Origin of the sequence: Bradyrhizobium sp. WSM1253, assembly GCF_000244935.1 — a bacterium.
Taxonomy (GTDB): domain Bacteria; phylum Pseudomonadota; class Alphaproteobacteria; order Rhizobiales; family Xanthobacteraceae; genus Bradyrhizobium; species Bradyrhizobium canariense.
Genome location: NZ_JH600073.1, coordinates 951,010 through 971,176 on the forward strand (window position 1 = coordinate 951,010; position 20,167 = coordinate 971,176).

At 63.5% G+C, this 20,167-nt stretch carries 17 protein-coding genes and 1 tRNA gene; 7 read left to right on the top strand and 11 right to left on the bottom strand.

The features are described 5' to 3' along the window. Positions 1-165: 165 nt before the first annotated feature. Entirely contained in the window at positions 166-405 is a 240-nt protein-coding gene (locus tag BRA1253DRAFT_RS06500) for a hypothetical protein (protein ID WP_007592354.1), read from the bottom strand. A 364-nt stretch (positions 406-769) separates the two neighbouring features. On the opposite strand from BRA1253DRAFT_RS06500, the gene BRA1253DRAFT_RS06505 reads away from it, so the two are divergent. The 3 genes from BRA1253DRAFT_RS06505 (at position 770) to BRA1253DRAFT_RS06515 (ending at position 5,724) form a co-directional block, all read left to right on the top strand. Beyond that, a complete protein-coding gene (locus BRA1253DRAFT_RS06505) occupies positions 770-1,942 on the top strand; it encodes an efflux RND transporter periplasmic adaptor subunit (protein WP_007592356.1) in 1,173 nt (390 codons plus the stop codon). Then, positions 1,939-5,085, top strand: coding sequence for a multidrug efflux RND transporter permease subunit (locus BRA1253DRAFT_RS06510; protein WP_007592357.1), 3,147 nt, complete (start codon positions 1,939-1,941; stop codon positions 5,083-5,085). Before BRA1253DRAFT_RS06505 ends, BRA1253DRAFT_RS06510 begins: the two co-directional genes overlap by 4 nt. A 66-nt stretch (positions 5,086-5,151) precedes the next feature. Further along, entirely contained in the window at positions 5,152-5,724 is a 573-nt protein-coding gene (locus BRA1253DRAFT_RS06515) for an invasion associated locus B family protein (RefSeq protein ID WP_035992875.1), read from the top strand. Positions 5,725-6,039: 315 nt separating this feature from the next. On the opposite strand, the gene BRA1253DRAFT_RS06520 is transcribed toward BRA1253DRAFT_RS06515, so the two are convergent. Further along, complete coding sequence (locus BRA1253DRAFT_RS06520; protein WP_007592362.1) at positions 6,040-6,402, bottom strand: DUF1428 domain-containing protein; 363 nt, start codon at positions 6,400-6,402, stop codon at positions 6,040-6,042. 299 nt (positions 6,403-6,701) lie between these two features. Between BRA1253DRAFT_RS06520 and BRA1253DRAFT_RS06525 the strand changes: the two genes are divergently transcribed. Then, positions 6,702-6,775 (top strand) — tRNA-Gln (locus tag BRA1253DRAFT_RS06525). A gap of 58 nt (positions 6,776-6,833) precedes the next feature. Here the strand turns inward: BRA1253DRAFT_RS06525 and rnz are convergent. Continuing rightward, a complete protein-coding gene (rnz, locus tag BRA1253DRAFT_RS06530) occupies positions 6,834-7,736 on the bottom strand; it encodes a ribonuclease Z (protein WP_007592364.1) in 903 nt (300 codons plus the stop codon). 253 nt (positions 7,737-7,989) lie between these two features. Here rnz and BRA1253DRAFT_RS06535 point away from each other — a divergent pair, with 253 nt between their 5' ends. Continuing rightward, positions 7,990-9,480 (top strand): amidase, encoded by a 1,491-nt coding sequence (locus BRA1253DRAFT_RS06535; RefSeq protein WP_007592367.1) that lies wholly within the window; start codon positions 7,990-7,992, stop codon positions 9,478-9,480. A 21-nt stretch (positions 9,481-9,501) separates the two neighbouring features. Here BRA1253DRAFT_RS06535 and BRA1253DRAFT_RS06540 read toward each other — a convergent pair whose 3' ends face one another. Then, a complete protein-coding gene (locus BRA1253DRAFT_RS06540) occupies positions 9,502-10,107 on the bottom strand; it encodes a TetR/AcrR family transcriptional regulator (RefSeq protein WP_007592368.1) in 606 nt (201 codons plus the stop codon). 200 nt (positions 10,108-10,307) lie between these two features. Here BRA1253DRAFT_RS06540 and BRA1253DRAFT_RS06545 point away from each other — a divergent pair, with 200 nt between their 5' ends. Together BRA1253DRAFT_RS06545 and BRA1253DRAFT_RS06550 are read left to right on the top strand one after the other, a co-directional pair. After that, positions 10,308-11,549 (top strand): efflux RND transporter periplasmic adaptor subunit, encoded by a 1,242-nt coding sequence (locus BRA1253DRAFT_RS06545; RefSeq protein WP_007592370.1) that lies wholly within the window; start codon positions 10,308-10,310, stop codon positions 11,547-11,549. 151 nt (positions 11,550-11,700) lie between these two features. Further along, on the top strand, positions 11,701-14,889 hold the full coding sequence (locus tag BRA1253DRAFT_RS06550) for an efflux RND transporter permease subunit (protein WP_007592372.1): 3,189 nt from the start codon (positions 11,701-11,703) through the stop codon (positions 14,887-14,889). Here BRA1253DRAFT_RS06550 and BRA1253DRAFT_RS06555 read toward each other — a convergent pair. The 7 genes from BRA1253DRAFT_RS06555 to BRA1253DRAFT_RS06580 form a co-directional block, all read right to left on the bottom strand. After that, a complete protein-coding gene (locus tag BRA1253DRAFT_RS06555; RefSeq protein ID WP_007592375.1) occupies positions 14,886-15,614 on the bottom strand; it encodes a sulfite exporter TauE/SafE family protein in 729 nt (242 codons plus the stop codon). The genes BRA1253DRAFT_RS06550 and BRA1253DRAFT_RS06555 overlap by 4 nt on opposite strands. A 14-nt stretch (positions 15,615-15,628) precedes the next feature. Further along, the gene (locus BRA1253DRAFT_RS06560; RefSeq protein WP_245285863.1) at positions 15,629-15,805 is read right to left on the bottom strand and encodes a hypothetical protein; all 177 of its coding nucleotides are present in this window, start codon (positions 15,803-15,805) and stop codon (positions 15,629-15,631) included. After that, the gene (locus BRA1253DRAFT_RS41155) at positions 15,798-16,055 is read right to left on the bottom strand and encodes a hypothetical protein (protein ID WP_007592378.1); all 258 of its coding nucleotides are present in this window, start codon (positions 16,053-16,055) and stop codon (positions 15,798-15,800) included. Before BRA1253DRAFT_RS41155 ends, BRA1253DRAFT_RS06560 begins: the two co-directional genes overlap by 8 nt. 230 nt (positions 16,056-16,285) lie before the next feature. Continuing rightward, a complete protein-coding gene (locus BRA1253DRAFT_RS06565) occupies positions 16,286-17,404 on the bottom strand; it encodes a helix-turn-helix transcriptional regulator (RefSeq protein WP_007592380.1) in 1,119 nt (372 codons plus the stop codon). A 112-nt stretch (positions 17,405-17,516) separates the two neighbouring features. Continuing rightward, complete coding sequence (locus BRA1253DRAFT_RS06570; RefSeq protein WP_007592382.1) at positions 17,517-18,635, bottom strand: helix-turn-helix transcriptional regulator; 1,119 nt, start codon at positions 18,633-18,635, stop codon at positions 17,517-17,519. A 151-nt stretch (positions 18,636-18,786) separates the two neighbouring features. Continuing rightward, complete coding sequence (locus BRA1253DRAFT_RS06575) at positions 18,787-19,035, bottom strand: hypothetical protein (RefSeq protein ID WP_007592384.1); 249 nt, start codon at positions 19,033-19,035, stop codon at positions 18,787-18,789. An 82-nt stretch (positions 19,036-19,117) separates the two neighbouring features. Continuing rightward, a complete protein-coding gene (locus BRA1253DRAFT_RS06580) occupies positions 19,118-20,089 on the bottom strand; it encodes an AraC family transcriptional regulator (RefSeq protein ID WP_007592387.1) in 972 nt (323 codons plus the stop codon). Positions 20,090-20,167: the final 78 nt, after the last annotated feature.

Sequence of the window (20,167 nt, forward strand, 5' to 3'; positions counted from 1 at the left end):
TCGACCGCAAAATAGCGGGTCAATGCGAGTAAGCCGCGAGAACCCTTGAATAAGTCCAGATCAAAGCGATTCTAAACTGCAGTTTGAAATCGTTCTAAAGCACGATTGGATTCGTTCTAAAGAGCGCACGAAAATGCCGCGAGATCGGCGATCGCGCGCGCATCGTCAATCGCTACTTGGCGGCTTCATCAGCGAGAACAATTCGTCGACGGTCTTCTGCGCCACGGCGCGCACGCGATCGCTGTTGTCCATGCCGGCAATGTTGACGCCGCCGACGACGGCTCTGATCTCGTCGCGGAAGTCGGTGAGAAAGCGCAAGGGATCACGCTGCTCGTTGGCGACGCGTGCGATCAGTCCCGTGATCAGGATCTGACACGCGATCAGCTTGCCGTTCAGTTCGTCCATCCTGCGCTCCCGTTGTGGCGCGCCGATATGACTGATGCCGGTTTGCCTGACAACCGAAACGGCCTCCGCGCGACTTAGAACCGTTCTTGCGAGCCGCCCCGCGCAGCGCATCCCTATCCCGCGCACACCGCTTCCGAGCATTGCACAAGATTTACTCGCGGATCGTTCGTCGCGGGGGAATGCAGCACTGCACACCGTAGTGACACGGAGCTGCCTAAGCAGTGCAAAGCTTTCCAATTGTTTAGGATTCTCAGCCGATAGTGCTGTTTACACTGGAACTTGGCGTGTATTATACAAGCGCGCTGGAACCCTATGATTGCCCCAAAATTCGTAACTAAGGGCATACCAGCCGACACGAGACGAAATGAAAAAGTCCCGGCCGATCCTCTGGATTCTGATCGTCGCGGCCGTGGCCTCCGCGGGTTACTATGGTTGGCAGAAATTCGGCTCGCCCGACGCCGGAAAAACCCAGACCGCACAGAAGGGGCCGCAGCGCCCGCCCGCCGTCCCCGTGAGCGTTTCGCCGGTCCAGAAGGTGGACTTTCCGGTTTACCTGACCGGTCTCGGCACGGTTGCGGGCTTCAACACCGTCCAAGTCCGGACCAGGGTGGACGGCCAGATCGACAAGATCGCCTTCACCGAAGGCCAGATCGTCAAGGAGGGCGAGCTCCTCGCCTCGATCGATCCCCGCCCCTATCAGGCCACGCTCGACCAGGCCAAGGCCAAGAAGGCCCAGGACGAGGCAAATCTGGCCAACGCCAATCTCGAGCTCCAGCGCGCCATGAAACTCGGCGAATTCGCCACCGCACAGCGGGTCGACACCCAGCGCTCCACGGTCGCCCAGCTCACCGCGCAGATCGCCGCCGACGAAGCTTCGATCTCCAACGCGCAGACGCAGCTCGACTACACCCAGGTCAAGGCGCCGATCACCGGCGTCGCGGGCCTGCGCCAGGTCGACGTCGGCAACATCGTCAATTCCTCGACGCAGACCGGCATCGTCACGATCTCGCAGGTCGAGCCGATCTCGGTGATCTTCACCGCGCCGGAAGATCAGTTGCCCTATATCAGCGAGGGCCAGAAAACTGGCGCGCTCAGGGTGATCGCCTTCACCACCGACGGCAAGAAGACGCTGGCCGAGGGCAAGCTCGCGGTCATCAACAACCAGGTCGACACGAGCAGCGGCACGATCCGGCTCAAGGCGGTGTTCGAGAACAAGGACCACGCGCTTTGGCCCGGTCAATCGGTGTCGACGCGCCTGCTGGTGCGCACCCTGAAGGATGCGACCGTTGTCCCGGATGACGCGGTCCAGCACTCCACCAACGGCCTCTACGCTTATACTGTCAATCAGGACAACAAGGCTGAGGTGCACAAGATCAAGGTCAGCTACGCCATCGACGGACGTTCGGTCGTCGACGAAGGGCTCACGCCCGGACAGCAGGTGATCACCGGCGGCCAATTCAAAGTCCAGCCCGGAAGCCTCGTCTCCACGGCCGTGGCGAGTACGGATCCGGCCCAGAACAAGGTTCGACGGGAATGAACGCGGGCGGGATTTCGGCACCTTTCATCCGTTATCCCATCGGCACCTCGCTGCTGATGGCCGGCATTCTCTTCGTCGGTCTCGTCGCCTATCCCCTGCTGCCCGTCGCGCCCCTGCCGCAGGTGGACTTCCCGACCATCCAGATCACCGCCAATCTGCCGGGCGGCAGCCCGGAGACCATGGCCTCGTCGGTGGCCCAGCCGCTCGAACGGCAATTCGCCCAGATTCCCGGCATCGCCCAGATGACCTCGACGAGCTATCTGGGCACCGCGTCGATCACCATCCAGTTCGACCTCAACCGCAGCATCGACGGCGCCGCCAACGACGTGCAGGGCGCCATCAACGCCGCGAGCGGTCAGCTGCCGAAGAACCTGCCCTCGCCGCCGACCTACCGCAAGGTCAACCCGGCCGACGCGCCGATCCTGCTGTTGTCGGCAACCTCCGAGACAATGCCGCTGACCAGCGTCAGCGACGCGGTCGATGCCCAGCTCGCCCAGCAGATCAGCCAGCTTTCCGGCGTGGCGCAGGTCTTCATCGGCGGCCAGCAGAAGCCGTCTATCCGCATCCAGATCGACCCGGCGAAACTCGTCGCCAAGGGCCTGTCGATGGAGGACGTGCGCAGCCAGATCGCGATCACCACGGTCGACAGTCCGAAGGGCAACATCGACGGCGACAAACGCGCCTACACGATCTACGCCAACGACCAGCTGACCCAGTCCAAGGACTGGAACGACGTCATCATCGCCTATCGCAACGGCGGTCCGTTGCGGATCCGCGACATCGGCCAGGCGGTCAGCGGCCCCGAGGACGCCAAGCAGGCGGCCTGGGCCAACGGCAAACGCGGCGTGTTCCTGGTGGTGTTCAAGCAGCCCGGCGCCAACGTCATCGAGACCGTCGACCGGATCAAGGCGACATTGCCTCGCCTCGTCGCAGCGATCCCTCCCGCGATCAAGATCGAGGTCATCAGCGACCGCACCACGACAATCCGCGCCGCGGTCGAAGACGTCCAGTTCACGCTGCTGCTGACCATTGCGCTGGTGGTCATGGTCATCTTCATCTTCCTGCGCAGCTTCTGGGCGACCGTCATTCCCACCATCACGGTGCCGCTAGCGCTGCTGGGCGCCTGCGCGCTGATGTGGGTGTTCGGCTATTCGCTCGACAATCTGTCGCTGATGGCGCTCACCATCGCGGTCGGATTCGTCGTCGACGACGCCATCGTGATGCTGGAGAACATCACGCGCTACATCGAGGAAGGCGAATCGCCGATGGCGGCGGCCTTCAAGGGCTCGAAGGAAATCGGCTTCACCATCGTGTCGATCAGCATCTCGCTGGTTGCGGTGCTGATTCCGCTGCTGCTGATGGGCGGGATCATCGGACGCCTGTTCCGCGAATTCGCCGTCGTGCTGGCGATGACGATCTTCGTCTCGATGTTCGTGTCGCTGACCCTGACGCCGATGATGGCCTCACGCTTCCTACGCGCCCATGGCGAGGTCACCCACGGCAAATTCTACCAGTGGAGCGAGCGCGGCTTCGATGCGATGTTGCGCGGCTACGAATGGGTGCTCGACCATGCCCTGGCCTGGCGCCGCACCACGCTCACGATCTTCTTCGCGACTCTCGCCCTGTCGGTCTATCTGTTCGTGCTGATCCCGAAAGGGTTCTTCCCGCAACAGGACGTCGGCCTGATCACCGCGACCTCGGAAGCCTCCCAGGACATCTCGTTCGCGGAGATGCAGCGCCGCCAGGTCGAGCTCGGCAAGATCGTGATGGACGATCCCGACATCGCATCCATCGCGATGAACATCGGCGGCAGCGGCCGCGCCGGCAACAACGGCAACATGTTCATCACGCTGAAGCCGCGCAACGAACGCGAAGCCTCCGCGCAGCAGATCATCGCCCGGCTGCGTCCCAAGCTCGAGAAGGTGTCCGGCGCCCGCCTCTACATGCAGGCGGCTCAGGACGTTCGGCTCGGCGGCCGCCCGACGCGTACGCAGTTCGAGTTCACTCTACAGGACGCCGATCTCACTGAGCTCAACGACTGGGCGCCGAAGATCCTCGCCAAGATGCAGACCTTGCCGCAACTGCGCGACGTCGCGACAGACCAGCAAACCCAGGGCACCACGGTTCAGCTCAAGATCAATCGTGATACCGCAGCGCGTTATGGAATCCAGCCGCAGCTGATCGACGACACGCTGTACGACGCCTTCGGACAGCGTCAGGTCACGCAGTATTTTACCCAGCTCAACACCTACAAGGTGATCCTCGAGATCCTGCCGGAGATGCAGGGCAGCCTCGAGAGCCTGAACAAGCTCTACCTGAAATCTCCGCTGACCGGCGACCAGGTGCCGCTGTCGACATTTGCGACCTGGAGCACCGATCCGGTCCGCCCGCTCTCGATCAGCCACCAGGGCCAGTTCCCGGCGATCACGATCAGCTTCAACCTCGCCCAGGGCGTCGCGCTCGGTCAGGCCACGGAGGCCGTGCAGAAGGCGATGGCCGATCTCGGCGCGCCGCCGACGCTCAATTCGAGCTTCCAGGGCACGGCACAGGCGTTCCAGCAGTCGCTGGGCACCGTGCCGCTCCTCATCCTCGCCGCGCTGGTCGTGGTCTATCTGATCCTCGGCATCCTCTACGAGAGCTACATCCATCCGATCACGATTCTGTCGACCCTGCCCTCGGCCGGTGTCGGCGCGCTCGCGATCCTGATGGCGGCGGGCTTCGAGTTCAGCCTCATTGCTTTGATCGGAGTCATTCTGCTGATCGGCATCGTGAAGAAGAACGGCATCATGATGGTGGACTTCGCCATCGCTGCGGAGCGCGACGAGCACAAGACACCGGCGGAATCGATCCGGCAGGCGGCGCTGTTGCGCTTCCGTCCGATCATGATGACGACGATGGCTGCCCTGCTCGGCGGCGTGCCGCTGATGCTCGGCCACGGTACCGGCGCCGAGATTCGCCAGCCGCTCGGCTACGCCATGGTCGGCGGTCTGATCGTCAGCCAGGCGCTGACGTTGTTCACCACCCCGGTCGTCTATCTCTATCTCGACGAGCTCAACAACTGGTTCTCGGGCTGGGGCCGTAAGGGTGACGGCGAAGGCGACGAGACAGTCGAGCACGGCACCGTTAAGGAAGCTGCCGAGTAGCAGCTTGCACCGCGCGCCTCACGACGTTACAGCGAGGCCCTCGCTTCACGTCAACGCGGTTTTGCCATGCCCATGCAATCCAGACTTGTCGCCCTTATCGCCGCTGTCCTGTTGTCGGCGGGTGCCGCGCATGCCCAGCAAGGCGCCAAGAAGAACGCGGCTCCCTCTGCCCCGGCGGCACAGCCCGCACCGGCTCCGGCGCAACCGCAGGCTGACGGCGCTCCGGCGCAGCAGCCCGGCTGGGTCGTGCGCTGCACCAGCGTCAGCCGCGACGCACCGCTCGAATGCGCGATGGAGCAGAACGCGGTCCTGACCAAGACCGGCCAGACCATCGTCCTGATCAACATCCGCATCGCGCCCGACACCCGCACACCGGTGGCGCTGCTGCAATTGCCGCTCGGCCTCAACCTTCCCATCGGCGCCAAGCTCCAGGTCGACGACGGCAAGACGATCGATCTCCAGATCCAGACCTGCGAGAACCGCGGCTGCTACGCCTCGACGCCGATCGCACCGGACCTGCTTGCGACCTTGCGGTCTGGCAAACAGCTCAAGGTCTCCTTCCAGAACATGGCCAAGGAAACGATCGCGATCCCGATGCCGCTCGGCGATTTCGCGGCGGCCTACGACAAGATCAAGTAGCTCTTTCGCGCGTTCACTGCCGCGCCATCTGCGCGTTGCCGACGGCGTCGCCGTCGAGCTTCTGGTCGTCGTGCATGGTGACGGTGACGCGCGAGAGCCGTCCTTCGAATTCGAACGGCGTCACGCAATGCGACACCGGGCTGCCTCGGTCGCGGCCGACGGCATCTTGCGCTCCGAGCGGACGATCTGATGACTGCCGCCGATGTTGAGGTCGTGCACGAGATGGCCGGCCTTGACTTAAAGGCTATATCGGCAAGTGACGGCTTGCCACGAGGCTGCATTGACAAGCAGCGACGTGTGGGCTGGTCAGCGCCCTCACCACACGGGGTCGCTCGCCCTCAGCAGCGTCGTGAAGCCGCCATAGATCATGCGTTTGCCGTCGAACGGCATGCCGTCCAACTTCAGCCGCGGGTCCGCCATCACCTTCTTGTTGACGGCGTCGCGAGTCTCCCGGTCGCGATAGACGATCCAGGAAAACACCACGATCTCGTTCTCCTTCGCCATCACGGCACGCGGAAACGAGGTGAGCTCGCCATAGGGCACGTCGTCGCCGATGCATTCGACGTAATCGAGCGCACCGTGCTCCATCCAGATCGCGCAGGCCGTTTTCGCCAGCGCCTTGTAAGCCTCGATCTTGTCCTTCGGCACGGCCAGCACGAAACCATCGACATAGGGCATCACGGATCTCCTTGGTGTGTGTGTCCGAAGGACGATGCGGCGCCTGACGATCCGACCAGGAAGCGTGATTTTCGGATGAGGCAAACGGTCGCGCGCCGCCGGGGCGCGCCGCCGGAGTCCGCGATCCCACGGCCCGCACGCCCCAAGTGGACCGCAAAACACCCTTCCTCGCAGCGCTTGCCAGCCCACAGCCGAGCGGGTAGAAACCCTCCCACGCCTGAGCCGTGATTTGCGCGATAAGTGCCATCGGCCACAGCCGGACAAATCAACAAGTCATTGAATTTGTTCGGCTATTCCGTTGGGGAATGGTGTAACGGTAGCACAACAGACTCTGACTCTGTTTGTCTAGGTTCGAATCCTAGTTCCCCAGCCACTCCAGATAGGCAGCTCACAATCAGATCGTCAGAGGTTGCGCTCTATTTGAGCGGCCGCTAAATCACGATGCGATCGAAGTCGGCGGCGATCCGCGTGTTCGGAAAAATCATGGTCGCTTCGGCCAAAATCTCTTCGTCCCGATAACGCCCCGACATGTGATTCAGCACGAGTTGCCCGACATTGTTCGCAGCGGCAAATGAAGCCGCCTCGCGTGCGGTGAGGTGGCCATAATCCCGTGCGGTCGCGGCGTCTCGATCGAGGAAGGTCGCCTCGATCACCAGCAGATCGGCGTTGGCGACATGTTCGGACAGCCCGTCGGTAGTTTCGGTGTCGCCGATGACCACGAGCTTCCTGCCGCCGCTCGGTGGCCTCAGAACGTCTTCCGAATCGATCGTACGGCCGGCGATCACGACTGGTCGTCCCGCGGCCAGTTCTCCACGTAGCGGCCCATCGGGAACACCGAGTTCGGCGAGGCGCTCCCGCTCAAGATGGCGACGTGCGGGACTCTGGAAGCAAAAACCAAAGCTGTCGGTGTCGCGGTGGCGAACCGGAAAGCAGTCGATGGTGAAGTCGCCGGCGTCGATAACCTGTCCTTCGGCTAGCGGTGCGAACTCCACAGGGATCGGCGCCCTGCCCGCGCCCCACAGGCCGGCAAGCATGCGGGTGACGATGTCGAGCGTGCCCTGGCCTCCATGGACGGTCATCACGTCCGATTGCTGGCGCAACCCCAGCGTCGAGAAGAGACCGGGGATGCCGAGCACGTGATCGAGATGGGCATGCGTCAGCAGGATGCGGCCAAGCCGTCGAAAGCCCGCGCCGCTGCGCAGCAACTGGCGCTGCGTACCCTCGCCGCAATCGATGAGGACGCGCTTGCCCGCCGCCTCCACCAGGAGAGCCGGATGGTTGCGCTCCGCCGACGGAACGCTGGCGGAGGTCCCAAGGAATGTCAGGGCGAACATGCTCGTCAGTATCCAGGCTTCACCGCCCCCAATGCCACGTGAGTAGCAGCGCGTACAGAGCCCATAGAGCGCCGCAAGAGTGCGTATCCCGCGATCTGATGGCCGGGCGCCGCCTTCGGCCCCCGACCGGCGGACAGATCTGGTTCCCGTTGCGCGGCCTCCTCATCCCATCTGCCAAATTGCATGCTCGATACTCGGATCGATTTGCAGCCGAGCGACATCGACGCGGCGATGCAAGACAATGGAGATCGTGATGCCGCCCGGATGGACCGCCACTGACTGGGACTATGGTTCGATCAGCACATTGCTGAGCGCCCTACACGCGCGCAACATTTCTGCGTCGGAGTTGATCGAGCATACGATCGCGCGCATCGAGGCGCTGGACGGGCGGATCAATGCCGTCATCGTTCGCGATTTCGATCACGCACGAGACGCCGCGCGCGCCGCCGATGCCGCGCTTGGCCGCGGCGAGCGGCAGCCATTGCTCGGCATCCCCGTGACGTTGAAAGAACCATTCAACGTCGCCGGCCTGCCGACGACATGGGGCTTTCCGCAGTTCAGGGATTTCCAACCGGCGGAAGACGCCCTTGTCGTCTCGCGGTTGAAGGCGGCGGGCGCTGTCATCATCGGCAAGACCAATATCCCGATCGGTCTGCGGGATTTTCAGAGCTACAATGAGATCTACGGGACGACGAACAATCCGTGGGATCTCGGCCGATCGCCCGGCGGCTCCTCAGGCGGATCGGGCGCGGCGCTGGCCGCAGGGTTCGGTCCGCTCTCGATCGGCTCGGATATCGGCGGCTCGATCCGGGTGCCGGCACATTTCTGCGGTGTGTTCGGACACAAGCCGAGCCACGGCCTGGTCCCGCTGCGCGGATACAACCTGCCGCCGGCGCCGCCCGTGCCTGGCCAGGGCGATCTGGCTGTCGTCGGGCCGATGACGCGCACCGCCTCGGATCTCGCACTCGCGCTCGACGTGATCGCGGGGCCGGATGAGACGCGCGACGGGATCGGCTATCGTCTTGCGCTGCCGGCCCCGCGACACGACCGGCTCAGGGATTTCAGGATCCTCGTGATCGATACGCATCCGTTGATGCCGACGGGCGATGCCGTGCGTTCCGCCATCGGGCGGCTGTCGGAACGGCTCGAACGATCAGGCGCACGGGTCGCGCGCTCGAGTGCGTCACTGCCCGATCTCGCCGAATCCGCGCGGCTCTACATGAAGCTGTTGAACGCGGCGCGAAGTCCACGCCTGACACCGGCCGCCTTCGCAGAGGCGCAAGGCGTTGCCGCGGCACTCTCGCCCGACGACCGCAGCCTGCAGGCCGAGCGCGCGCGCGGCTGGGGCATGATCCATCGCGAATGGCTCGCGACCGATGCGACGCGCTTGCGGCTGCAACAACGGTGGCAGGAGCTGTTCCGCGATTTCGACGCAGTGATCTACCCGGCCGGCGCCGTGCCGGCCTTTCCACAGGACCAGTCCGAGCCGTTCGACGCGCGGCAACTCGATATCGATGGACAGCTCTATCCCTATGCCGATGCGTGCTTCATCTGGGCAGACCCCGCTTCGACCTGCGGACTGCCTGCAACGGCCGTTCCGATCGAGCGCACGCCATCGGGCCTGCCAATCGGCGTCCAGATCATCGGGCCTTATCTCGAGGATCGCACGACGATTGCGCTCGCCGGACTGATCGAACGCGAGTTCGGCGGCTTCGTCCCGCCGCCGTTGTTGGCTGCAAAGTAATGGCGAGCTGATCGAGGGCGATTAAGTTCTGTCGGCCGACTGTGCCTCGACCGCCTGCACGGCCACGCTCGCGACCTGCTGCAATGCCTCGCGATCGGAGCCTGAGGACGCCATCACGCCCATGCCGACCGAGACGGCCGAGACGTAGCGCGCGAGTGCCGCGGGATCCGAGGTCGGCTTGAGATCGCCTTCGGCCTTGGCGCGGATGAAACGGTCGCGAAGCTGGTCCTCGTTCTCCGCGCGGCGGGCGGCGAGCTCGAAGGGGACGCTCTCTGATCCGGTGCCGCACGCAATGCCGCCCTGCACGAGCAGGCAGCCGGGCGGGTTGGCCGGATCGGTCTGCTTGTCGGCGATGCCCATCAGCATCCGTTCGGCGACGTCGCGGGCTGTGGGCGCGGCCACCACCTCGTCCATCCAGACGTTGCGCAGTTTTGTATAGCGGTCGAGCGCGGCCTTCAGCAGCCCTTCCTTGTTGCCGAAACAGGCATAGAGGCTGGGCGGATTGATGCCCATAGCCTCGGTCAACTGAGCGATCGTGGCACCCTCATAGCCATGGCGCCAAAACACTTCCATCGCCTGATCCAACGCCGTCTCGGCGTCGAATTCGCGGGGGCGTCCCATGCCCATGTGCCTGTTCTCCTCGAAATCGGCGTCGTCCCTGACCTAACGCCTGATCCTATCTATTTGTTCTCGCTTTATTTTCTCTTCCACTTGCCAACTCTTGCGGTAAGCGGCTACAATTTTCTTAGCGGACGGTACATAAGTATCTTGCGCTGCGGTATCCAGCTCCACATCTGTAGTGAACACTACATATCTGGAGCGCGCAAATGCCCCCCTCCCAAAATACCTCTCGCCCTGGCCGTGTCCGCCGCCTTCTCGGCGGTATCGCCATCGTGGGCGCTCTCGTCGTAGCCGGCTCGATCGCGACCGGCCATTACTTTCGTGCCGCGCAGGCGACCGCGACCGCCGCGGCCGAGCAAGCCGTCCCCGTCACTGTCGCGCTGATCGAACCAAAGCAGACGGTGCTGTGGGACGATTTCTCCGGCCGGCTCGAGGCGATCCAACGCGTCGAGCTTCGCCCGCGCGTGGCTGGCGCGATCCTGTCGGCCAACTTCACCGAAGGCGCGCTGGTGAAGGCCGGTGACGTTCTGTTCAAGATCGATCCGGCGCCTTACGCGGCCGAGGTCGACAAGGCCGCCGCCCAGGTCGAAGCGGCGAAAGCGCGCGTGGTGTTCACGCAGAGCGAGCTCGAGCGCGGCGCGCAGCTGGTCGGCAACGCCGTGGTGACGCGGCGCGACTACGACCAGCGCGACAATGCCTACCGCGAGGCCATCGCCAACGTGAAGGCGGCCGAGGCGACGCTCCAGACCGCAAAGCTCAATCTCGACTACACCGAGGTGCGCGCGCCCGTGGACGGCCGCGTCGGCAAGATCGAGATCACCGTCGGCAATCTCGTCGCCGCCGGCACCGCCTCCCCCGTGCTGACCTCGCTGGTCTCGGTCAATCCGATCTACGCGTCGTTCGATGCGGATGAGGAGGTGGTGCTGCGGGCGCTGAACTCGATCGCAGATGCCTCCGGCAAGCGCGGCAATTTAGACCAGATCCCGGTGGAGATGACGACCTCAGGCGGCCTCTCGGCCAAGGGCCACATCCAGCTCATCGACAACCAGGTCAACGGCCAGAGCGGCACCATCCGTGTCCGCGCGGTGTTCAGAAACGAGGACGGGCGTCTCATCCCCGGTCAGTTCGCCCGCGTGCGCATGGGCCAGCCAAAGCAGCAGGCGCTGGTCATGATCGACGAGCGCGCGATCGGCACCGACCAGGACAAGAAGTTCGTGATGGCGGTCGGCGACGACAGCCGCGCGGTCTATCGGCCGATCACGCTCGGGGGCGCGGTCGATGGCTTGCGCATCGTCACCGCGGGCCTGAAGTCCGGCGACCGCATCGTCGTTAACGGCCTCCAGCGCGTGCGCCCGGGCGCCCTGCTTAAGACGGAGATCGCGGCAATGGGCGCGCGCGGGCCGCAGCAGGCCTCCAACCACAGTAATCAGGACGTCGTGCAGCGTTAGCGTCTCCGCCATGCCGGAACGCGCGGGCAGCGCGAGCCGGATTGTCGAATTGGTTGAACTACCAAGACATCACTTCTGGATTTCCAGGTTTGCGGGCTTTGCCCGCGCCCGGGAATGACGGGAGAGCTGTCTCTCGCGCAGGGGCAAAGCCATGAATCTCTCGAAGTTCTTCATTGATCGTCCGATTTTTGCCGGCGTCTTGTCGGTCCTGATCTTCCTCGCCGGCCTGATCTCGCTGTTCGCGATGCCGATCTCGGAATATCCCGACGTCGTGCCGCCCTCCGTCCTCGTGCGCGCGACCTATCCCGGCGCCAATCCCAAGGTGATCGCCGAGACGGTGGCGACTCCCATCGAGGAGCAGATCAACGGCGTCGAAGGCATGCTCTACATGTCGAGCCAGGCCACCACCGACGGCGCGATGACGCTGACGGTGACGTTCCGGCTCGGCACCGACCCCGATAAGGCGACGCAGCTGGTGCAGAACCGCGTGCAGCAGGCCGAGCCGCGCCTGCCCGCTGTGGTGCGCCAGCTCGGCATCATCACCAAGAAGTCGTCGCCCGACCTCACCATGGTCGTGCATCTGTTGTCGCCCAACGGGCGCTACGACATGACCTATTTGCGCAATTACGCCGTGCTCAACGTCAAGGACCGCCTTGCACGGATCGACGGCGTCGGCGATGTCCAGCTCTATGGCGCCGGCGACTATTCGATGCGGGTCTGGGTCGACCCGCAGAAGGCCGCCGAACACGGACTGACTGCGAGCGACATCGTCAAGGCAATCCAGGCGCAGAACGTCGAGGCGGCCGCCGGCGTGGTCGGCTCCTCCCCGAACGTCAAGGGCATCGACCTGCAGCTGTCCGTCAATGCGGAAGGGCGGCTCGCGAACGAAGAGCAATTCGGCGACATCGTGGTCAAGACCGGTACGCGTGGCGAAGTCGTGCGCTTGCGCGACGTCGCCCGCATCGAGCTCGGCGCGTCCGAATACGGCCTGCGCTCGCTGCTCGACAACAAGCAGGCGGTGGCGATCCCGATCTTCCAGGCGCCCGGTTCCAACGCGCTGGAGATATCCGATCACGTCCGTGCCACCATGGCCGAGATCAAGAAGAACATGCCGGAAGGCGTGTCCTACCAGATCGTCTACGATCCCACCCAGTTCGTGCGCTCCTCGATCGAGGCCGTCATCCACACGCTGCTGGAGGCGATCGCGCTGGTGGTGCTGGTGGTGATCCTGTTCCTGCAGACCTGGCGCGCTTCGATCATTCCCCTGCTCGCGGTGCCGGTATCGATCGTCGGCACTTTCGCGGTGATGCACGTGTTCGGCTTCTCGATCAACGCACTCAGCCTGTTCGGGCTCGTGCTCGCGATCGGTATCGTGGTCGACGACGCCATCGTCGTGGTCGAGAACGTCGAGCGCAATATCGAGGGCGGGCTGTCGCCGCGCGATGCGACCTATCAGGCGATGCGTGAAGTTTCCGGCCCGATCATCGCGATCGCGATGGTGCTGATCGCGGTCTTCGTGCCCCTCGCCTTCATCTCCGGCCTCACCGGGCAGTTCTACAAGCAGTTCGCGCTGACGATCGCGATCTCAACCGTGATCTCCGCCATCAATTCGCTGACGCTGTCGCCGGCGCTGTCGGCGCTGCTGCTCAAGGGACACAATGAGCCTAAGGACCGGCTGACGATCATCATGGAAAAGGGCCTCGGCTGGTTCTTCCGCGGATTCAACAAGGTGTTCACACGCTCGTCAGAGAATTACAGCGGCACCGTCACCAAGGTGATCTCGGGCAAGGCTGCGGTGATGGGGCTCTATGTGGTGTTGGTCGGCGTGACCGCGCTCCTGTTCCAGCAGGTGCCGAGTGGCTTCGTGCCGGGCCAGGACAAGCAATATCTGGTCGGCTTCTCGCGGCTGCCTGACGGTGCAGCGCTCGATCGCACTGAAGAGGTGATCCGCAAGATGAGCGACATCGCGCTGACCCAGCCCGGTGTCGAGAGTTCGGTCGCCTTTCCGGGCCTGTCGATCGCCGGCTTCACCAACTCCTCTAATGCTGGCATCGTGTTCTCCACGCTCAAGCCGTTCGACGAGCGCAAGGATCCTTCGCTCAGCGGCCCCGCGCTCGCGGCCGAGCTGAACAAGAAATATGCCGGCATCCAGGAAGCCTTCATCGCCATGTTCCCGCCGCCGCCGGTCAACGGCCTCGGCACCATCGGCGGCTTCAAGCTGCAGATCGAGGACCGTGCCGGTCTCGGCTATGAGGCGCTGAACGAGGCGACCAAGGCGTTCATGGCGGCGATGCAGAAGGCGCCGGAGATCGCCGGCGTGTTCTCGAGCTTCCAGGTCAACGTGCCCCAGCTGTTCGCCGACATCGACCGCACCAAGGCGCTCCAATTGGGCGTGCCCGTGACGGAGGTGTTCAACACGCTGCAGATCTACCTGGGCTCCTACTACGTCAACGACTTCAACAAGTTTGGCCGCACCTATTCGGTCCGGGTGCAGGCCGACGCGCCGTTCCGCGCCCGCGCCGACGACATCCGGCAGTTGAAGGTGCGCTCGTCCTCGGGCGACATGGTGCCGCTCTCGGCGCTTTTGAGCGTTCGCCAAAGCGCGGGTCCCGAGCGCGCGATCCGCTACAACGGCTTCCTGTCCTCCGACATCAACGCGGCGGCTGCGCCCGGCTTCTCCTCCGGACAGGCACAGGAGGTCGCGACGCGGATCGCGGCGGAAACGCTACCGCCCGGCTTTGCCTTCGAATGGACCGACCTGACCTATCAGGAGTTCATCGCCGGCAATTCCGGACTGTGGGTGTTCCCGCTGGCGATCCTCCTGGTGTTCTTGGTGCTGGCCGCGCTCTATGAGAGCCTGACCCTGCCGCTCTCGATCATCATGATCGTGCCGATGGGCCTGCTGGCTGCGATGTTCGGCGTCTGGATCTCCAAGGGCGACAACAACGTCTTCACCCAGATCGGCTTGATCGTGCTGGTGGGCCTCTCGGCCAAGAACGCGATCCTGATCGTCGAATTCGCGCGCGAGCTCGAATTTGCGGGACGCACGCCGATCCGGGCTGCGATCGAGGCGAGCCGCTTACGGCTTCGTCCAATCCTGATGACGTCGATGGCGTTCATCATGGGCGTGCTGCCGCTGGTGCTCTCGACCGGTGCAGGCTCGGAGATGCGGCGCGCCATGGGCGTTGCCGTGTTCTCCGGCATGATCGGCGTCACCGTGTTCGGCCTGTTCCTGACGCCGGTGTTCTATGTGCTGCTGCGGACCGTTACCGGCATGAAGCCGCTGGTCCATCACGGCAGCGACATCAGCGCGGCACCGGTTCAGGGCGCCGGGCACTAGATCAGGGAAATCCCCGACAGCAACAACAGAACGAGCACGGTCTTCCGAAAGACCGTCTCGTTGACTCGGTGAAAGGCGATCACGCCGAGCGCGGAGCCTGCGAACAGCGCCGGCAGGCTGACCGCGAGATCGACGAAGACTTTCGACGACAGGTCCTGATGTCCGACCAGCAGCGCGATCGCGAACAGCTGCATCGCGGCGATGAACGGCTGCACCAGGCCGCGCTGCTCGCTCTTGGGCATGCCGCGCATGTCGCACCAAATCGTCGGGATCGCGCCGGGCATCGCGGTCAGCCCGCCGACCAGCCCTCCCCCGAACCCGATCAACGCGACCCAGTGCCGCCCGACCGCCTCGCCGGCCGTCACCAGCGTCGGCCGCAGCAGCATGTAGGCCGCATAGAGTGCAACGATAATGCCGAAGCCGCGCCGGAGCAGATGCGTATCAGTGCTCTGGAGCAGCGATACCGCGATGGGAACGCCGATCAAGCCACCGACGATCAGCAGCAGACTGCCTTCCCAGCGAATATTGCGCCGAAGCGCCCACAGATTGGTGGCCTGCACGCCGATGCTGCACGCCATCATCAGCGGCACGGCTTCGAGCGGCTGAAACACCCGGAGCAGGATGGCGCCCGCCACTGCGGAAAAGGCAAATCCCGAGAGCCCGGAGACGAAGGCACCGGCGAACACGGCAACGCTGAGCAGCATCAGAGTCGTGACATCAGGCACAATCCGCCCTCCGGTCAGTCGTAGGGAATTTGCGAGACAGAGATATCGGCGCTCTCCGTGCAAGCGGCCGGCTCGAGTGGAGCCGACGGATGCGCGTAAGCGTGCGATCGCTCCAGCATCGCGAGGCCGACCAGTTGGAGAGCAACGAGCGCCGCGGTCAGCGCAATGGCGACGATGCTGACGTTACGCACGCTCGAATTTGGGATGGCCGGTCGTGCGCTCGCGCGGATCAACTCCGTTGGCATTTTCAAAAGTATCCTCTTCGCGGGAGACGGGAATAATTTCATTCAAACACGGCGCTTCGTGCGGCTGGTCCAGCAGGTGGCGATAGCGTTGCAACACGCGCTGCGCGTCGATTTCCCGCTGCGCGCGGAGTATCGCGCCTATGCGGGCGACGATATCGCGGAACCTGCCTGTCAGAACCGGTGACGTCGTTCGCATGACAATCTCCTCTCAACCTGTTCGAGAGATTGACGGGATCCACTTCCGCCTGCAGTGAGTTGCTTCACACAAATGCCTGACGCGTCGAACAACAGACCGTGTGATGTTCAGTAGAATAGCGCGTGGAAAATCGCGTCATTCGATCGAACGACGTGCGATAACTTTCTAATGATGCTTCTGATTGAACCTATTGCGAGCTGCAGCGACTCGCGTGTGTTGTTGAAGGCGTCTCAGTGCACGAGCGGATTGGAGAATCCAGCTGCGAGCTTGACGAGATCGGCCTGACGAGAAACGCCGGTCTTGGCGAACACGCGATGCAGATGCGTCTTCACCGTCGTCTCCGCGATACCGAGCGCAACCGCCGTCTCCGGCACGCCGCCGACATCGACGATCGACTGCAAGACCCTCAGTTCCGCAGGCGTGAGTTCGAAGGTCCGGTCAATGAGACCGGCACACGAGCGGCCGTCGAGCTCCGCTTTCCAGATGAACAAGGCTCCGACGGCCGAACTGCGCTCGGCCCTACCCTCGCGCAGCAGTGATGGCAGCGCGATGATTTGCGCGACGTAGTAAGAACCGTCATGCGACATCAGCGGAATTTTCCGTCCCGAAGATGCCGCCAACGCGACCTCGCTTGTGTCACGGAAAATATCGCGCAGGGCCGAATTAGCAGCGGAGGATCTTGCCACCAGCCGGCCCGAGACAGACCGCAGGACATCGTCGACGGCCAGGATCGTCGCCGCGGCCGGATTGCTGTGGACGATATGACAGGTCGAATCGAGCAGGATGACACCGGCATTCAGTTGGTCCACGACGTCGGCGAGCGCGATCGCGCGCTGCTGCTTCCGCTCGATCGCCCGGTTGATCAACAGCGCCCGGCTCGCATGCGGAGCCAGGAACTGCATCCGCGCCCGTTGCTCGGCATCGAGCATCTCCCTGCCCGGGATCACGGTCATCAGCATCGGAGACGGCGACTTCGACTGCTCCAGCACCACGTTGGCGACGTCGACGCAGCCCTGGGGGCGCAGCCATTCCTGGTAGAAGCGGCCGCGGCGATATTCGTCGAAATCCACGAGATCGGGGATGTTGCGCACCTCGCCATAGCGCGGAAGCCGAGCAAGCGGGTCGTACCGGGAGTAGGTCTCCGCATAGAGCTGAATGTAGTGCGGATCGACCCCGCAATAATAATGCGTCGCGCCTGATTTGCTGACCGGGTCCTTCGAAATCAGACCACAGGCCTGGCTGCCGATGAAGGCATTGAGCTTGACAACGACCTCGCTCCACAACTCCGGGTGGAGACCTGCGTCATAGATAGTCTCGATCAACTCGGACGGTTTTGGAAGTCGGGGCATCGGAAGAGCCAGTAGTGACACATGGAGATGGCGACATGTTCTTCATGCCCGGCGGCTCCTGTGAGTCTGGCGAGGGAGGGAAAGGTTCAATCCTGAGGGCGCAATGAGCCGCCTAGTTGACCAGCGGATTGGAGAATCCTGCCGCGAGCTTGACGAGATCGGCCTGACGCGAAACGCCCGTCTTGGCGAACACGCGATGCAGATGCGTCTTCGCCGTCGTTTCTGCGATACCGAGCGCGACTGCCGTCTCCGGGACGCCGCCAACCTCGACGATCGACAGGAAGACGCGCAGCTCGGCCGGTGTAAGGTCGAAAGTCCGCGCGATCAATTCGCCGTAGGACTGTCCGCCGAGCGATACCTTGCGCAGGAGCAGCGCACCGACGGCATCGACCACCCGCTCGCTGCCGTGCCGCAGGACCGAGGAGAGCGGCAGGATGTGCGCGACATAGCGCTCGCCCGAGGGCGAAAGCAGCGAAAACGCCTGCTCCCTTGCGGCAAGCAGGGCAATTTCATTGCGCGTCGCGAACGCTTCCCGCAGCGTCTGATTGGCCTCCGCACTGCTGGTCACCAGTTGCCCGGCAACGGACCGAACCAGATCGTCGGCCGGAAGCAAGGCGTGCCCCGCGGAATTCGCGTGCACCAGCCGGCAGAAACCATCGAGCAGGAAGATGCCGCAGGCAAGATTGTCCAGGACCTCCGCCAACGCCGTCGCCAACGTCAGTTGCGAGGTCATGGCGCGGTTGATCAGCAACGCACGGCTGGCGTGCGGCACGACCAGCGAGAGCCGGTGCTTCATCACCGGATCCACCATCCGGCGGCCCGACAGCACCGTCATCATCACGGGGCAGCTCGCATTCGAATTCTCGAGCACGACGTTGGCCGCATCGCTGCAACCCTGCGGCCGCATCCATTCCTGGTAAAAGCGTCCGCCCCGGTATTGATCGAAATTGACGAGATCGGGAATGCTGACGATCTGGCCGTGCGGCGGCAGGACCGTCAGCGGATCGAACTTCGAATGCGTCTCGGAATAGAGCTTGATGTAGTGCGGGTCCGCCCCGCAATAATAGTGCGTGACGCCGAATTTGCTGATGGAATCCTTGGAAAACAGTCCGCAGGCCTGGCCGCCGACGAAGTCACGAATGCCGGTGACGACATTGTTCCACAGCGAAGGATCGAGTCCGGCATCGTAGATGGCTTCGACGAGATCGGGCAGCTTCCGCGGTCCGTGCATAGCTATAAATGGCCTATGTGATCAATATCACCAAGCATACCACAACCACAGCATGCGGCATCCTCCGATCGGAGGAGGCGCCGGCCGGGCAACGAACGGATATCCGTTTCGGGTGCTACTGATGCAGAGTCGCGATAGCGCACCGGGCCGCTCACACCTCGTCCCAGCCGACCTTCTCCAGATTCTCCGACCAGACGGCGGCGCGATAGATCTCGCGCCCGTCGGTGTCTCTGACCCGGATGCAGGCATCGCGGCCGCGCAAATCGTCGCGCCAGACGAACAGGTGGCTTGCCATCTCGTTGGCTACCACGAATGTCGCTTCGGGGCATTCGAACACCATGCCACCCGGATCGATCTTCACGATATTGCCGAGCATAAGATCAAAGAAAAAACGGCGCATGCAACACAACACTCCAACTGCGGGCGGCGCACGCCCGTGCCGTCTCCAATCGGCATTTGACCTGACATTCAATCGCGCGCGTTCACGACATCTCGCGGCTCCTGACGTCACTGGGCGTGGCGCCATAAGTCCGCCGGAAGCAGCGGTTGAAATAGGAGAGATCGCCGAAACCGACATCGTAGGCGATCGAGCTGACCGTCCGCTCGGCGTGTCCGGGTTCGCGCAACATGCGATGCGCACGCTTGACGCGTTGTTCGATCAGGAAGGACGAGAACGTCTTGCCGTCGGCCTCGAACAGGCGTTGGAGATAACGCGGCGTCACGCCGAGTTCCTGGGCAACCGTGGCCACCGACAAGTCCTGCCGCCAGCAATTGTTGGCGATGGAGACTTTGGCCTTCTGCAGCCGTGCCGCCTTGACGCCGCGCCGCCCGGCCAGCTCCCGCGGCTCGTTGGTGGCACCGAGGACGATTGCCAGAAGATCGTGCAGATGCCCCACGCCGAGCTTGCGCAAATTGGGCATCGCGAATGCCTTCTCCCGCACCAGCGTCACCGCGTAATCGACCAGCAGCCGAAGTCCCGTTGAACTCTCCGGCATGACCCGCATCACGGCGTCATCGACATCCACGATCATCGGCGCCAGCACGCGTCTCGGCACACGCAGCGAGAAACAGCTACCCAGCGACAATCGCTCGAACGTCGTGACGTCCTCCGCGCTCGTCAGGACAGCCTCTCCGGCACGGAGGCTCAGATCGTGCCCTCGCTCGGATATCCCAAGCACGCCGGATCGATTCACGATCAGGGCCAGACTATCATCGCCATCGGCAATCAGGTGCTTGGTGCGAATGATCCGCGCTCCGCACAATCCTCCGATCAGCAATTGGGCTTCCGGCAAGACGTGGGACGTGAAGCTCGCCGCGAACGGCTTTCCTTCCCTCACCTCGACCTCCGCCTTCAACACCCCGCGACAGTAGAAATCGCGAAGCAGCGGGATACGCTCGTTTTCGGGAATTTCGTTCGTTGAAACATTGATAACGGAAAAATCAAACTGGGTCACTGCAATCCTCCAACCGACGAGCAGGTCCGGCCGCGCGCTGTCGTTTCCTCACACTCGCGTTCGACGCCGTCGCGGCAT